The organism is Bacillus sp. FSL K6-1218 (assembly GCF_038006445.1).
Classification (GTDB): Bacteria; Bacillota; Bacilli; order Bacillales; family Bacillaceae_G; genus Bacillus_A; species Bacillus_A thuringiensis_S.
Map to the genome: position 1 here is coordinate 272,501 of NZ_JBBOVE010000001.1, position 15,000 is coordinate 287,500.

A 15,000-nucleotide genomic window follows, 5' to 3' on the forward strand; every position below is an offset into this window, starting at 1 on the left:
CAATGACTTATCCTTAGGAGTCAGACTGCGAGTGATAAGATCCGTAGTCAAGAGGGAAACAGCCCAGATCGCCAGCTAAGGTCCCAAAGTGTGTATTAAGTGGAAAAGGATGTGGAGTTGCTTAGACAACTAGGATGTTGGCTTAGAAGCAGCCACCATTTAAAGAGTGCGTAATAGCTCACTAGTCGAGTGACTCTGCGCCGAAAATGTACCGGGGCTAAATACACCACCGAAGCTGCGAATTGATACCAATGGTATCAGTGGTAGGGGAGCGTTCTAAGTGCAGTGAAGTCAGACCGGAAGGACTGGTGGAGCGCTTAGAAGTGAGAATGCCGGTATGAGTAGCGAAAGACGGGTGAGAATCCCGTCCACCGAATGCCTAAGGTTTCCTGAGGAAGGCTCGTCCGCTCAGGGTTAGTCAGGACCTAAGCCGAGGCCGACAGGCGTAGGCGATGGACAACAGGTTGATATTCCTGTACCACCTCTTTATCGTTTGAGCAATGGAGGGACGCAGAAGGATAGAAGAAGCGTGCGATTGGTTGTGCACGTCCAAGCAGTTAGGCTGATAAGTAGGCAAATCCGCTTATCGTAAAGGCTGAGCTGTGATGGGGAAGCTCCTTATGGAGCGAAGTCTTTGATTCCCCGCTGCCAAGAAAAGCTTCTAGCGAGATAAAAGGTGCCTGTACCGCAAACCGACACAGGTAGGCGAGGAGAGAATCCTAAGGTGTGCGAGAGAACTCTGGTTAAGGAACTCGGCAAAATGACCCCGTAACTTCGGGAGAAGGGGTGCTTTCTTAACGGAAAGCCGCAGTGAATAGGCCCAAGCGACTGTTTAGCAAAAACACAGCTCTCTGCGAAGCCGTAAGGCGAAGTATAGGGGGTGACACCTGCCCGGTGCTGGAAGGTTAAGGAGAGGGGTTAGCGTAAGCGAAGCTCTGAACTGAAGCCCCAGTAAACGGCGGCCGTAACTATAACGGTCCTAAGGTAGCGAAATTCCTTGTCGGGTAAGTTCCGACCCGCACGAAAGGTGTAACGATTTGGGCACTGTCTCAACCAGAGACTCGGTGAAATTATAGTACCTGTGAAGATGCAGGTTACCCGCGACAGGACGGAAAGACCCCGTGGAGCTTTACTGTAGCCTGATATTGAATTTTGGTACAGTTTGTACAGGATAGGCGGGAGCCATTGAAACCGGAGCGCTAGCTTCGGTGGAGGCGCTGGTGGGATACCGCCCTGACTGTATTGAAATTCTAACCTACGGGTCTTATCGACCCGGGAGACAGTGTCAGGTGGGCAGTTTGACTGGGGCGGTCGCCTCCTAAAGTGTAACGGAGGCGCCCAAAGGTTCCCTCAGAATGGTTGGAAATCATTCGTAGAGTGCAAAGGCATAAGGGAGCTTGACTGCGAGACCTACAAGTCGAGCAGGGACGAAAGTCGGGCTTAGTGATCCGGTGGTTCCGCATGGAAGGGCCATCGCTCAACGGATAAAAGCTACCCCGGGGATAACAGGCTTATCTCCCCCAAGAGTCCACATCGACGGGGAGGTTTGGCACCTCGATGTCGGCTCATCGCATCCTGGGGCTGTAGTCGGTCCCAAGGGTTGGGCTGTTCGCCCATTAAAGCGGTACGCGAGCTGGGTTCAGAACGTCGTGAGACAGTTCGGTCCCTATCCGTCGTGGGCGTAGGAAATTTGAGAGGAGCTGTCCTTAGTACGAGAGGACCGGGATGGACGCACCGCTGGTGTACCAGTTGTTCTGCCAAGGGCATAGCTGGGTAGCTATGTGCGGAAGGGATAAGTGCTGAAAGCATCTAAGCATGAAGCCCCCCTCAAGATGAGATTTCCCATAGCGTAAGCTAGTAAGATCCCTGAAAGATGATCAGGTTGATAGGTTCGAGGTGGAAGCATGGTGACATGTGGAGCTGACGAATACTAATAGATCGAGGACTTAACCATATAATATGTAGCAAATGTTATCTAGTTTTGAAGGAATATGCCTTCATAGTTTGGTGATGATGGCAGAGAGGTCACACCCGTTCCCATACCGAACACGGAAGTTAAGCTCTCTAGCGCCGATGGTAGTTGGGACCTTGTCCCTGTGAGAGTAGGACGTCGCCAAGCAAGCTTAAGACGAGTCAGAATGACTCGTCTTTTTTGTGTTTTGTAAAATAAACTTGTAATTAATGTAAGCTCTATGAGTAAGTTTATCTAGCAAGAAAAAACTTTATTTTATTAGAATTTCACATTTAAGTAGCATACCTTCAGGAAAATATGGCTAAGCTTTAAAGTCTATTTGCTAACAAGAATATATATACGAAGTATTACCCTCTGGAGCCTACTCACACCCTCTTTTATTTCTGCAGTTGTTAAATGTCCATACCCTATAATAATTCGATTGTAATGTTTTCCTTTTTCAATGGCGTGATCTTCCACAGGATATACTTTCACTCCGAGTTGTTGGATTTTCTCAAGTAATTCTTTTGTGAATTGAACTTGATTGAATTCAACAATCAGATGTAATACTGTAGAATAACCGAAAATATTGATTGTATTTGAGAATGCTGATTTTAATTGCTGGATAAGGAAGTCTCTTCGATTTTTATAGATTTTTTTCATCTTCATAATATGCCGTTCCAAATAACCTTCAGTAATAAATTTAGAAAGGATAAGCTGATTTAAAGAAGGTGTATGTAAAACGGAATGAACATATAAAAGCATATGTTCAACAATCCAATGAACTCTATGCGTTATTGTTACAAGCTGCGAAACGCTTTGTCACCGGAGAAACGAGACATGAGGGGATTGGGACGGCAAAAGAACTAATTACAAAAGGTTATCATACTTCACTAGAATACATAGGGGAAAATACTCTTGATATAGAGGGATGTTATAAAGCAAAAAATGAGTTTTTGAATCTTATTGGGGACATAGGTACTCTATCTATGAAACAAACAGTATCACTTGATTTATCTCATATTGGATTGTCTATAGATCCAGAAATATCTTATATTCATTTAATGGAGTTGGCAGAGAAGGCGAAAGTACATGGAACTACCCTTATGATAAGTATGGAAGAATCATCTAAAGCAGCGGACATTCTTTCCATTTATAAAAAGGTAACTGAGCAATATCATAATGTAGGGATAACAATACAGGCACATTTATACCGCTCAAACAATGATATTCAAGAACTCCTTCATTATCCAGGAAAAATAAGAGTTGTAAAAGGTGCCTATCAAGAAGTTCCGGATATTGCTATGCCTAGATCAACTGATTTAAATCAACAGTATCTTCAAATTGTAGAAAAACTAGTTGAAAACCATCACCCTGTATCTATAGCTACACATGATGAAATTCTTATTAAAGAGATGGAGCAACGTCAATATTTTAGTCACCCTAATGTAGAAATAGAAATGTTATATGGAATTCGTCCGGATATGTTAAGAGATTTGAAAAACAAAGGACATAACGCTAGAGTGTATTTGACTTATGGGAAAGAGTGGTATTTGTATTTATGTCATCGGATAGCCGAACATCCAGAAAATCTATATTATGCAGTGACAGATACGATACATTCACCTTTACCAGAGCAGAGTAGGGAATATTGAATAGACATTTAATACTGAATGTAAAAATGATTTTGGTTGTTGCCTAAAAATAAGAGCCGGATTTTTCTTAGAATAGAAATTCCGGCCCATTTCATATTGAAATTTTTTTAGTATATATTTGCGTTAAAGGCGGACAGCGCCCCTGTAGGTATTGAGGGGATTATGATTTATAATTGTGCAGCCGTCGTATACCTTGTTGTAGAATTGTTTTTTTTGTGTGGTTGTGTATTCTTAGGGGGTTAGATAGAAAAAAAGGAATTTATGATTCTATATGTATTTCAAAAGGTGGATATATACTAGAAATAAAACTAAATGCTTTGTTAGTGAAATGATTCGCTCTTTTAGCGGTAAAACGTAAATATAGGTATAGGATAAAGATCTATTAATGTTATATAAAAAGTGAAATAATGAAAGGAACGGGTGTTCTGTATATGTTTGTTCGGTGCACTTGATCAATTGAGGTACGTATTTTTAATCCAGTATATGTGTTTAAAAAGGAAATACTATTAATCAATTCGAACCTTGAGCATATCTTAAATGTTTATTAAGAGAATATAGCTGTATGGAAATAGATGATACTAAAGATGAAGGAGATATAAGGCTGATATTTCAGTGAAAAAGGGATAGTTAATAAATATATTAGTGTGCTTCTATATATTTACGAGTAAACAGATAAGCAACCATTACTTCATATAAGGAGAACTTGGGACTCTATAACTAGAGTAGTATATGAGTGTATTATGGATTTCTGTATCGTTGTCTGTTATAAGAATACGTATATCTTCAATCGTTTCTAATAGAGGGTGTGATAAACAAAGAGGTATTAATATTTATTAAAATAAGATTGTTAGTTTCGCTGGGTAAAAACTTCTGTACAAATTAAGTCTAGGGTTTAAAGAGAAGCAGAAGGTGTTCTCCGATAATGAAATCCTATAGAGACGTATCTAGCTAAAAAAGCATAAAAATATTAAATTGAATTTCTTTATAAAAAGGTGTTGACGATTATACTTTAGAGGTGTAATATAGAACAAGTCGCCGATGACATTAACGTCGCAAGCGACAAACGAAATGAAAAACTTAGTTGACATTGAAAGATGAAAATGTTAACATAAGGAAGTCGCAAATGAGCGACCAAGTAGTTCTTTGAAAACTGAACGAAACAAACAACGTGAAACGTCAATTTTTATTTTTAGATGCTAGACAAACTAACTTTATTGGAGAGTTTGATCCTGGCTCAGGATGAACGCTGGCGGCGTGCCTAATACATGCAAGTCGAGCGAATGGATTAAGAGCTTGCTCTTATGAAATTAGCGGCGGACGGGTGAGTAACACGTGGGTAACCTGCCCATAAGACTGGGATAACTCCGGGAAACCGGGGCTAATACCGGATAATATTTTGAACTGCATGGTTCGAAATTGAAAGGCGGCTTCGGCTGTCACTTATGGATGGACCCGCGTCGCATTAGCTAGTTGGTGAGGTAACGGCTCACCAAGGCAACGATGCGTAGCCGACCTGAGAGGGTGATCGGCCACACTGGGACTGAGACACGGCCCAGACTCCTACGGGAGGCAGCAGTAGGGAATCTTCCGCAATGGACGAAAGTCTGACGGAGCAACGCCGCGTGAGTGATGAAGGCTTTCGGGTCGTAAAACTCTGTTGTTAGGGAAGAACAAGTGCTAGTTGAATAAGCTGGCACCTTGACGGTACCTAACCAGAAAGCCACGGCTAACTACGTGCCAGCAGCCGCGGTAATACGTAGGTGGCAAGCGTTATCCGGAATTATTGGGCGTAAAGCGCGCGCAGGTGGTTTCTTAAGTCTGATGTGAAAGCCCACGGCTCAACCGTGGAGGGTCATTGGAAACTGGGAGACTTGAGTGCAGAAGAGGAAAGTGGAATTCCATGTGTAGCGGTGAAATGCGTAGAGATATGGAGGAACACCAGTGGCGAAGGCGACTTTCTGGTCTGTAACTGACACTGAGGCGCGAAAGCGTGGGGAGCAAACAGGATTAGATACCCTGGTAGTCCACGCCGTAAACGATGAGTGCTAAGTGTTAGAGGGTTTCCGCCCTTTAGTGCTGAAGTTAACGCATTAAGCACTCCGCCTGGGGAGTACGGCCGCAAGGCTGAAACTCAAAGGAATTGACGGGGGCCCGCACAAGCGGTGGAGCATGTGGTTTAATTCGAAGCAACGCGAAGAACCTTACCAGGTCTTGACATCCTCTGAAAACCCTAGAGATAGGGCTTCTCCTTCGGGAGCAGAGTGACAGGTGGTGCATGGTTGTCGTCAGCTCGTGTCGTGAGATGTTGGGTTAAGTCCCGCAACGAGCGCAACCCTTGATCTTAGTTGCCATCATTAAGTTGGGCACTCTAAGGTGACTGCCGGTGACAAACCGGAGGAAGGTGGGGATGACGTCAAATCATCATGCCCCTTATGACCTGGGCTACACACGTGCTACAATGGACGGTACAAAGAGCTGCAAGACCGCGAGGTGGAGCTAATCTCATAAAACCGTTCTCAGTTCGGATTGTAGGCTGCAACTCGCCTACATGAAGCTGGAATCGCTAGTAATCGCGGATCAGCATGCCGCGGTGAATACGTTCCCGGGCCTTGTACACACCGCCCGTCACACCACGAGAGTTTGTAACACCCGAAGTCGGTGGGGTAACCTTTTTGGAGCCAGCCGCCTAAGGTGGGACAGATGATTGGGGTGAAGTCGTAACAAGGTAGCCGTATCGGAAGGTGCGGCTGGATCACCTCCTTTCTATGGAGAATTGATGAACGCTGTTCATCAATATAAGTTTCCGTGTTTCGTTTTGTTCAGTTTTGAGAGAACTATCTCTCATATATAAATGTATGTTCTTTGAAAACTAGATAACAGTGTAGCTCATATTTTTTTAATTTTAGTTTGGTTAAGTTAGAAAGGGCGCACGGTGGATGCCTTGACACTAGGAGTCGATGAAGGACGGGACTAACGCCGATATGCTTCGGGGAGCTGTAAGTAAGCTTTGATCCGAAGATTTCCGAATGGGGAAACCCACTATACGTAATGGTATGGTATCCTTACCTGAATACATAGGGTATGGAAGACAGACCCAGGGAACTGAAACATCTAAGTACCTGGAGGAAGAGAAAGCAAATGCGATTTCCTGAGTAGCGGCGAGCGAAACGGAACATAGCCCAAACCAAGAGGCTTGCCTCTTGGGGTTGTAGGACATTCTATACGGAGTTACAAAGGAACGAGGTAGACGAAGCGACCTGGAAAGGTCCGTCGTAGAGGGTAACAACCCCGTAGTCGAAACTTCGTTCTCTCTTGAATGTATCCTGAGTACGGCGGAACACGTGAAATTCCGTCGGAATCTGGGAGGACCATCTCCCAAGGCTAAATACTCCCTAGTGATCGATAGTGAACCAGTACCGTGAGGGAAAGGTGAAAAGCACCCCGGAAGGGGAGTGAAAGAGATCCTGAAACCGTGTGCCTACAAATAGTCAGAGCCCGTTAATGGGTGATGGCGTGCCTTTTGTAGAATGAACCGGCGAGTTACGATCCCGTGCAAGGTTAAGCTGAAGAGGCGGAGCCGCAGCGAAAGCGAGTCTGAATAGGGCGTTTAGTACGTGGTCGTAGACCCGAAACCAGGTGATCTACCCATGTCCAGGGTGAAGTTCAGGTAACACTGAATGGAGGCCCGAACCCACGCACGTTGAAAAGTGCGGGGATGAGGTGTGGGTAGCGGAGAAATTCCAATCGAACCTGGAGATAGCTGGTTCTCCCCGAAATAGCTTTAGGGCTAGCCTTAAGTGTAAGAGTCTTGGAGGTAGAGCACTGATTGAACTAGGGGTCCTCATCGGATTACCGAATTCAGTCAAACTCCGAATGCCAATGACTTATCCTTAGGAGTCAGACTGCGAGTGATAAGATCCGTAGTCAAGAGGGAAACAGCCCAGATCGCCAGCTAAGGTCCCAAAGTGTGTATTAAGTGGAAAAGGATGTGGAGTTGCTTAGACAACTAGGATGTTGGCTTAGAAGCAGCCACCATTTAAAGAGTGCGTAATAGCTCACTAGTCGAGTGACTCTGCGCCGAAAATGTACCGGGGCTAAATACACCACCGAAGCTGCGAATTGATACCAATGGTATCAGTGGTAGGGGAGCGTTCTAAGTGCAGTGAAGTCAGACCGGAAGGACTGGTGGAGCGCTTAGAAGTGAGAATGCCGGTATGAGTAGCGAAAGACGGGTGAGAATCCCGTCCACCGAATGCCTAAGGTTTCCTGAGGAAGGCTCGTCCGCTCAGGGTTAGTCAGGACCTAAGCCGAGGCCGACAGGCGTAGGCGATGGACAACAGGTTGATATTCCTGTACCACCTCTTTATCGTTTGAGCAATGGAGGGACGCAGAAGGATAGAAGAAGCGTGCGATTGGTTGTGCACGTCCAAGCAGTTAGGCTGATAAGTAGGCAAATCCGCTTATCGTAAAGGCTGAGCTGTGATGGGGAAGCTCCTTATGGAGCGAAGTCTTTGATTCCCCGCTGCCAAGAAAAGCTTCTAGCGAGATAAAAGGTGCCTGTACCGCAAACCGACACAGGTAGGCGAGGAGAGAATCCTAAGGTGTGCGAGAGAACTCTGGTTAAGGAACTCGGCAAAATGACCCCGTAACTTCGGGAGAAGGGGTGCTTTCTTAACGGAAAGCCGCAGTGAATAGGCCCAAGCGACTGTTTAGCAAAAACACAGCTCTCTGCGAAGCCGTAAGGCGAAGTATAGGGGGTGACACCTGCCCGGTGCTGGAAGGTTAAGGAGAGGGGTTAGCGTAAGCGAAGCTCTGAACTGAAGCCCCAGTAAACGGCGGCCGTAACTATAACGGTCCTAAGGTAGCGAAATTCCTTGTCGGGTAAGTTCCGACCCGCACGAAAGGTGTAACGATTTGGGCACTGTCTCAACCAGAGACTCGGTGAAATTATAGTACCTGTGAAGATGCAGGTTACCCGCGACAGGACGGAAAGACCCCGTGGAGCTTTACTGTAGCCTGATATTGAATTTTGGTACAGTTTGTACAGGATAGGCGGGAGCCATTGAAACCGGAGCGCTAGCTTCGGTGGAGGCGCTGGTGGGATACCGCCCTGACTGTATTGAAATTCTAACCTACGGGTCTTATCGACCCGGGAGACAGTGTCAGGTGGGCAGTTTGACTGGGGCGGTCGCCTCCTAAAGTGTAACGGAGGCGCCCAAAGGTTCCCTCAGAATGGTTGGAAATCATTCGTAGAGTGCAAAGGCATAAGGGAGCTTGACTGCGAGACCTACAAGTCGAGCAGGGACGAAAGTCGGGCTTAGTGATCCGGTGGTTCCGCATGGAAGGGCCATCGCTCAACGGATAAAAGCTACCCCGGGGATAACAGGCTTATCTCCCCCAAGAGTCCACATCGACGGGGAGGTTTGGCACCTCGATGTCGGCTCATCGCATCCTGGGGCTGTAGTCGGTCCCAAGGGTTGGGCTGTTCGCCCATTAAAGCGGTACGCGAGCTGGGTTCAGAACGTCGTGAGACAGTTCGGTCCCTATCCGTCGTGGGCGTAGGAAATTTGAGAGGAGCTGTCCTTAGTACGAGAGGACCGGGATGGACGCACCGCTGGTGTACCAGTTGTTCTGCCAAGGGCATAGCTGGGTAGCTATGTGCGGAAGGGATAAGTGCTGAAAGCATCTAAGCATGAAGCCCCCCTCAAGATGAGATTTCCCATAGCGTAAGCTAGTAAGATCCCTGAAAGATGATCAGGTTGATAGGTTCGAGGTGGAAGCATGGTGACATGTGGAGCTGACGAATACTAATAGATCGAGGACTTAACCATATAATATGTAGCAAATGTTATCTAGTTTTGAAGGAATATGCCTTCATAGTTTGGTGATGATGGCAGAGAGGTCACACCCGTTCCCATACCGAACACGGAAGTTAAGCTCTCTAGCGCCGATGGTAGTTGGGACCTTGTCCCTGTGAGAGTAGGACGTCGCCAAGCAACTTTAAGACAAGTCAGAATGACTTGTCTTTTTTGTGTTTTATAAAAATAAGAATGGGTGGTAAATCTCAGTTTGTTATAATTTCACTTTATTGTTCACATCAACAAGTTCAAAACGCTCACAGACGAGTAACATATCTTCAGAGAAATTAAGACCAAGCTCATTTAGTTCCTTTGTAAAAAAACGAATATGGGTGTCTCTCCAGTAATTATAAGTACGATCTCCTTCGCCTTCGGCGATAGCGAATTCTTCTCTTACTTCATTCATTGGTGTTACAGTTACTTCTATTGTCTTAATAATAGCTACAGGTTCATCATTACTATTAAGTATAATACTATAATCATTAGTGGTCGGTAGCGGTTTATTTTCTAATTCATAAAAATGTGACCGGAGCATGTAGCGGTTTTAATACCGTCAATTACTAGTTGTGCAAGATAATTAGGGGAATCCCCAAATTGCCAAGCTATAACAGATTCTGTTTTTTTGTTGTTTCCCCAATAAGTATTCCAATATGTCTGTGCTAATTGATTCATTTTATCGTCACCTCACTCTAATTAATATTTAGTTGCTTTATAATTCCTAGGAAATTTATTTATTTACTTATTCTGTCTTTGTACTCATCTGAAATTTGTATCAGTGTGTTGCAAATTAAAAAGATACTATGTGGAATGAATATGGTTTGTAAATATGTTCTGTACATATATGGGATCTTTAATTTTCCAATTGCATTTTATGATAAAGGATATAGTTACTTAAAGAACGTTCAGACTATTAATGGTAGTTTATTATCACTATGCCATATTGAAGTGAGTAGTACTAGAGTTGAAATAGATAAAAAACCGATATTCTAAATTGAATATCAGTTTAATGATATGTGACTTATATGAATCTATAGCAATACGAAAAGCGTAAATAAGATAGCCAACAAAATACGATAGTATGCAAAAGGTTTTAAATCTATCTTCTCTAAAAGCTTTAGAAAAGTTACTACCGCTAGCATCGCTACTATAAAAGAGGTAATGAATCCTACCGCAAACATAGGGATGTCATCGACACTTAAATACTCCCAGCTTTTTAGTAAGTCTAAGCCTGTAGCCCCAACCATTACAGGAAGAGCTATTAGAAAAGAGAACTCGGATGCGGTTTTATAATTTACTTTTGCTAATAGACCTCCAGAGATAGTAGAGCCAGCTCTAGAGAAGCCAGGGTATACTGCTAAGCACTGAAATAATCCAATTGTTAAAGCTTGACGGTATGTTAAATCGTCCAGTGAATAGGCGGTTGCCTCTTTCTTTTTTACTTCTGCAAAGATCATAAGAATTGCCCCTGCTACAAGTCCAATCACAACAGTATATGGCTGAAATAAGTATGTTTTAATAATATCATGTAGTAGCAAACCAGCCACTACTGCCGGAAATACGCCAAGAAATACATGAAACGCGTTGAATTTTTTCTCTTTCCGTAGAAGAGGCTTAATATTAAATAAAGAAACGAGACGTTTATGATATAAAATTGCAATAGCTAAAATTGCGCCTAGCTGAATAACAATTTCAAACGTTTTTGCTCTTTCTCCTTCAAAGTCTAATAAATGCCCGACTAATATAAGGTGGCCAGTAGAAGATATAGGTAAAAATTCAGCTAATCCTTCTACAATACCGAGTATGAAGGCAATAATGATATCGCTCATAGTTTCACTCCTATAAATTAATGAATGTCTACTTTTTTAAAATAGAATAGTGTTGCAATAAATCCGGAAATTGTTGTTACTGCAATGATGATATAAGAATACTCTGGTGGATATGTCGGTTGTAATTCATTATTTGCGATATCTAGAGTAGCGGTCCACGGAAATAAATCTTTATGCTTGGAGTTTACGAGCATAAGATTAGTCATTGTAATAATGACTGTTAATATAATGGGCGGTACATAGCTCTTCATGACAAGAGTTAGTAGTACAATAGGTGAAGACAATAGAAAGAGAAGTCCACCACATATTAAAAATTCTAGGAAAGAACCTAAAAGTAAAGCAATGTTAAAACCAGGGAAATTCCCCAATAGCCCTAATATTAAAGTAAGTGCCCAAGCGACTAAAGTTAGCATCATGATCCAAAGAAAGAGAATGATGAATTTACTTATAATAAAGCTAATGCGCGACACGGGGATAGTTAGTAAATTTTTTAGTGTATCTTCTGCATATTCGCGGGTAAGCAAATATGCAACCACTACTCCGTATAAGGGGAATCCTATAACTAAAGTAGTATATAAGTTAACATCAGTGAATAATTGATGGAACCAAATAGTCGGAGTTGGCTGTTTTGTTTTTATATGTATATAAGAGGCTACTACAACTAAGAAAGGTGCGACACCAGCACCAATAATGCTAATTAAAAACATATTAGAGCGTTTTAGTTTTAAGAGTTCTGTATAGAGTAAATTAACCAATGGTTCCACCTCCAACTAGTTTGGTGAAATAATCTTCTAGTCTATCTTCACTTATCATCATTTTTAATACTTCAATACCATTAAGAACGAATGTTCTGTTTATGTATCCTTGTTGTCCAAAATGAGAGTAAATACGAATATTTCCTTCATCATGTACTTCATAATCAAAAATTTGAAGATGATTTTCTAATAACATCACAGCTTTATTGTCATTATTCACTTGAAACTCTATGTACTTACGGTTTGCTTTGCGTAGCGTATCAAGAGAAACTTCTTCTAGTAACTTTCCTTCATGAATAATTCCGATACGATCGACTAACTGTTCTACCTCGGCTAATATGTGACTAGAAATGAGTATTGTTATATTTCTTTCTTGAGCTAAAGAATGAATAAGTTTTCGCATTTCTTTAATACCAATAGGGTCTAGTCCGTTAGTTGGTTCATCTAATATGAGTAGCTCGGGATAATGGAGAAGAGCGCGTGCAATTCCTAAGCGTTGCTTCATTCCTAAAGAATACTTTCCTACTAACTTTTTTGTCTCATGCTGCAAGCCTACTATTTCTAATGCTTCTTCGATAGCATTCTTTTTGTGAACCCCAATTATCTTTGCATTAATTAATAGGTTTTCTTTTGCAGTTAAGTTTTCATAAAATCCTGGAACTTCAACTATAGAACCAATTCTGCTTAAAATATCTTTTTGATTTTGGAATAAGTTCTCTCCAAATATTTCAATCGTTCCACTTGTAGGCTTTATAAGACTAAGCAGCATACGAATGGTTGTTGTTTTACCAGCACCGTTGCGGCCTATGAAGCCATAAATCTCCCCTTGTTGAACATTAATATTTAAATTATCTACTGATTTTTGATTGCCATATACTTTAGTAAGGTTAGTCGTTTTTATAATTGTATTTATAGGAGACACCTGCTTTCTATAAGTTCTTACTTACATCATAAAAAGGAAGGCTTAACTGCATATTAATCATTTCTTAACTATTTCTTAAAAGTATTGTGTTTTGGAATAGAAAAGCCAAAAATAGTTCGTTTCCATGGAGTGCTTTCAACCCATATATGCCCACCATTTCTCTCAACGAGCGCTTTAGAAATAGAGAGCCCGAGACCACTACCACCAAACGAGGAGTTTCTTGATTGTTCGCTTCGGTACATTCGCTCAAACACATTTTGTAAATCATGCTTTGGAATACCAGGGCCTTTGTCCCAAATATGAAGTTCATATTCTCTATCGGTTTCTAGTAGTTCGACTCCCACTATTTTTCCATCCTTTCCGTAATAAATGGCATTTTTCATTAAATTACTCATAATCCGCATAAGGCTCAGATGGTCTGCGATAATAGGGCAAGTAGATTCTGGTATGAGAACTTGCAGTTCGATGTTATGTTTTGAGAGCTCAGGTAAAAATTCAATCAAAACTTCTCTAGTAACTTCAGAAAAGTCGAGTTCTTCTTCTTTTAGTGGAAATTCATTAGCGTCTAGCTTCGCCATATTGAATATTTCATCAACTAGGTGCTTTAAGTTATTTGATTTCATATAAAGTATTTTAAGGTATTCTTGTTTTTCTATTTCAGAAACAGCAACCCCATCTTTTAAAGCATCTATATATCCGATAATGGAGGTGAGTGGTGTTCGTATATCGTGGGAGATACTAGACAAAAGTTGTTTTCTGGATTCCTCGGATCTTTTGGCTTCAATCTGAACCTGCTCTAATTTAGCTATTAGCTCGTTTATTGAAAAAACGATATTATGTAATGAGTGGTCATTACTTGTGAATAATCTCGTTTGTAAGTTTCCTTTTAGTACACGAATTAATTTAGTATCCATTGCTTTGCGATGTTGAATGAATTGTATTCTTGAAAAGAAGAGATAAATTGTAATTAAGATAAGGATTATAAATAAAGACATTTTTACTCTTGGGTCCATTTGTATGTTTAAAATCCCGCAAATGATAAGTTGTAATGAAATAAGGGAGAGGGTTTTATCAGTCTTCAAGCTTTTCACCTACAAACTTATAACCAATTCCCCATATAGTCTGAATGAATTTTGGATTGGAAGGGTCGATTTCTATTTTCTTTCTAAGTTTTCGAATATGTACCATAACGGTATTGTCATCTTCTATATAATTATCGTCCCACACATTTTGGAAGAGCTGTGTTTTTGTAAATACTTGCCCTGGGTTTGAAGTAAAGAATTTTAATAGTTCCAGTTCTTTTCCGGTTAAGTTAATTTCTTCTTTATTTGTATGAACTGTGTATGTATTTAGATTGAAAGTTAGTCCTTTAAAAGATAAAGTTGTTTTTTCTTGAGCAGTATTGTTACTTCCAAGAACTAAAAAACGCCGCATAAGAGCTTTTACTCGTGCAATTACTTCGTGAATGCTGAAAGGTTTTGTAATGTAATCATCAGCACCAATGCTTAAGCCTAAAATTTTATCAATTTCGTGATCTTTAGCGGTGAGCATTAATATAGGTACGTTAGTTTTATCTCTAAGCTTTTTACATACCTCGATTCCATCTATTTTGGGCATCATAAGATCTAATATAACGAGGTTATAGTTATTTTGATTAAATAAATGCAAAGCTTCTTCGCCGTTGATTGCAGTGTCTACCATATATAATTCTCGTTCTAAATATATTTTTAATAAATTTCGGATTTCTTTATCGTCGTCTGCTATAAGGATACGTATATCTTTCATATTTTCACCTGCTTCTAATAGAGTTTTATTGATAGTACAACAACTCTCTAATTATATACTAGTATTTGTTAAAATAAGGTTGCTAGTTTTGTTGGAGGGAAACGTCCGCACAAGTTAAGTCTAGAGCTCAAATTAAATCGAATATGTTTGGAAGAATAAATTAAAGAGAAGCAGAAAGCATGCTCCGATAATGAAATCCTATAGAGACGTATCTAGCTAAAAGAGCATAAAAACATTAACTTGAATAT

General features: G+C 41.4%; 6 protein-coding genes, 5 rRNA genes and 2 pseudogenes (1 of these 13 running past the window's edge). 6 read left to right on the forward strand and 7 right to left on the reverse strand.

The genetic code is table 11. The features are described from left to right. Window positions 1-1,954, forward strand: a 23S ribosomal RNA gene (locus MHI26_RS01555); it begins 968 nt to the left of the window's first position. Window positions 1,955-2,003: 49 nt separating this feature from the next. Continuing rightward, a 5S ribosomal RNA gene (rrf, locus tag MHI26_RS01560) occupies window positions 2,004-2,119 on the forward strand. Window positions 2,120-2,287: 168 nt separating this feature from the next. On the opposite strand, the pseudogene MHI26_RS01565 reads toward rrf (MHI26_RS01560), so the two are convergent. Further along, window positions 2,288-2,764 (reverse strand): annotated as a pseudogene (locus MHI26_RS01565) (PLP-dependent aminotransferase family protein); the annotation flags it as partial. Between MHI26_RS01565 and MHI26_RS01570 the strand changes: the two are divergent. From MHI26_RS01570 to rrf (MHI26_RS01585), 4 genes are all read left to right on the forward strand, one after another. Next, window positions 2,683-3,606 (forward strand): proline dehydrogenase family protein, encoded by a 924-nt coding sequence (locus MHI26_RS01570; protein ID WP_061665899.1) that lies wholly within the window; start codon window positions 2,683-2,685, stop codon window positions 3,604-3,606. The pseudogene MHI26_RS01565 and the gene MHI26_RS01570 sit on opposite strands and share 82 nt — an antisense overlap. Window positions 3,607-4,817: 1,211 nt before the next feature. Beyond that, window positions 4,818-6,369, forward strand: a 16S ribosomal RNA gene (locus tag MHI26_RS01575). A 146-nt stretch (window positions 6,370-6,515) separates the two neighbouring features. After that, window positions 6,516-9,437: ribosomal RNA gene (locus MHI26_RS01580) — 23S ribosomal RNA — on the forward strand. A 49-nt stretch (window positions 9,438-9,486) separates the two neighbouring features. Then, window positions 9,487-9,602, forward strand: a 5S ribosomal RNA gene (gene rrf / locus MHI26_RS01585). Together the 16S, 23S and 5S rRNA genes form the textbook arrangement of a ribosomal RNA operon. 76 nt (window positions 9,603-9,678) lie before the next feature. On the opposite strand, the pseudogene MHI26_RS01590 reads toward rrf (MHI26_RS01585), so the two are convergent. From MHI26_RS01590 to MHI26_RS01615, 6 genes and pseudogenes are all read right to left on the reverse strand, one after another. After that, window positions 9,679-10,136: pseudogene (locus MHI26_RS01590) on the reverse strand (ASCH domain-containing protein). A gap of 356 nt (window positions 10,137-10,492) precedes the next feature. Then, complete coding sequence (gene uppP / locus MHI26_RS01595) at window positions 10,493-11,290, reverse strand: undecaprenyl-diphosphate phosphatase UppP (protein ID WP_061665735.1); 798 nt, start codon at window positions 11,288-11,290, stop codon at window positions 10,493-10,495. 17 nt (window positions 11,291-11,307) lie between these two features. Continuing rightward, complete coding sequence (locus tag MHI26_RS01600) at window positions 11,308-12,045, reverse strand: ABC transporter permease (protein ID WP_000247715.1); 738 nt, start codon at window positions 12,043-12,045, stop codon at window positions 11,308-11,310. Beyond that, window positions 12,038-12,967, reverse strand: coding sequence for an ABC transporter ATP-binding protein (locus MHI26_RS01605; protein WP_000074582.1), 930 nt, complete (start codon window positions 12,965-12,967; stop codon window positions 12,038-12,040). The genes MHI26_RS01600 and MHI26_RS01605 overlap by 8 nt, the downstream gene beginning before the upstream one ends. A gap of 68 nt (window positions 12,968-13,035) precedes the next feature. Further along, entirely contained in the window at window positions 13,036-14,049 is a 1,014-nt protein-coding gene (locus tag MHI26_RS01610) for a sensor histidine kinase (RefSeq protein WP_061665734.1), read from the reverse strand. After that, window positions 14,039-14,752, reverse strand: coding sequence for a response regulator transcription factor (locus tag MHI26_RS01615; protein ID WP_000651996.1), 714 nt, complete (start codon window positions 14,750-14,752; stop codon window positions 14,039-14,041). Before MHI26_RS01615 ends, MHI26_RS01610 begins: the two co-directional genes overlap by 11 nt. Between the last annotated feature and the right edge of the window lie 248 nt (window positions 14,753-15,000).

Excerpts from the sequence above, each read along its gene's own strand:
- uppP (WP_061665735.1), bottom strand. The coding sequence starts at position 11,290 with ATGAGCGATATCATTATTGCCTTCATACTCGGTATTGTAGAAGGATTA.
- MHI26_RS01615 (WP_000651996.1), bottom strand. The coding sequence starts at position 14,752 with ATGAAAGATATACGTATCCTTATAGCAGACGACGATAAAGAAATCCGA.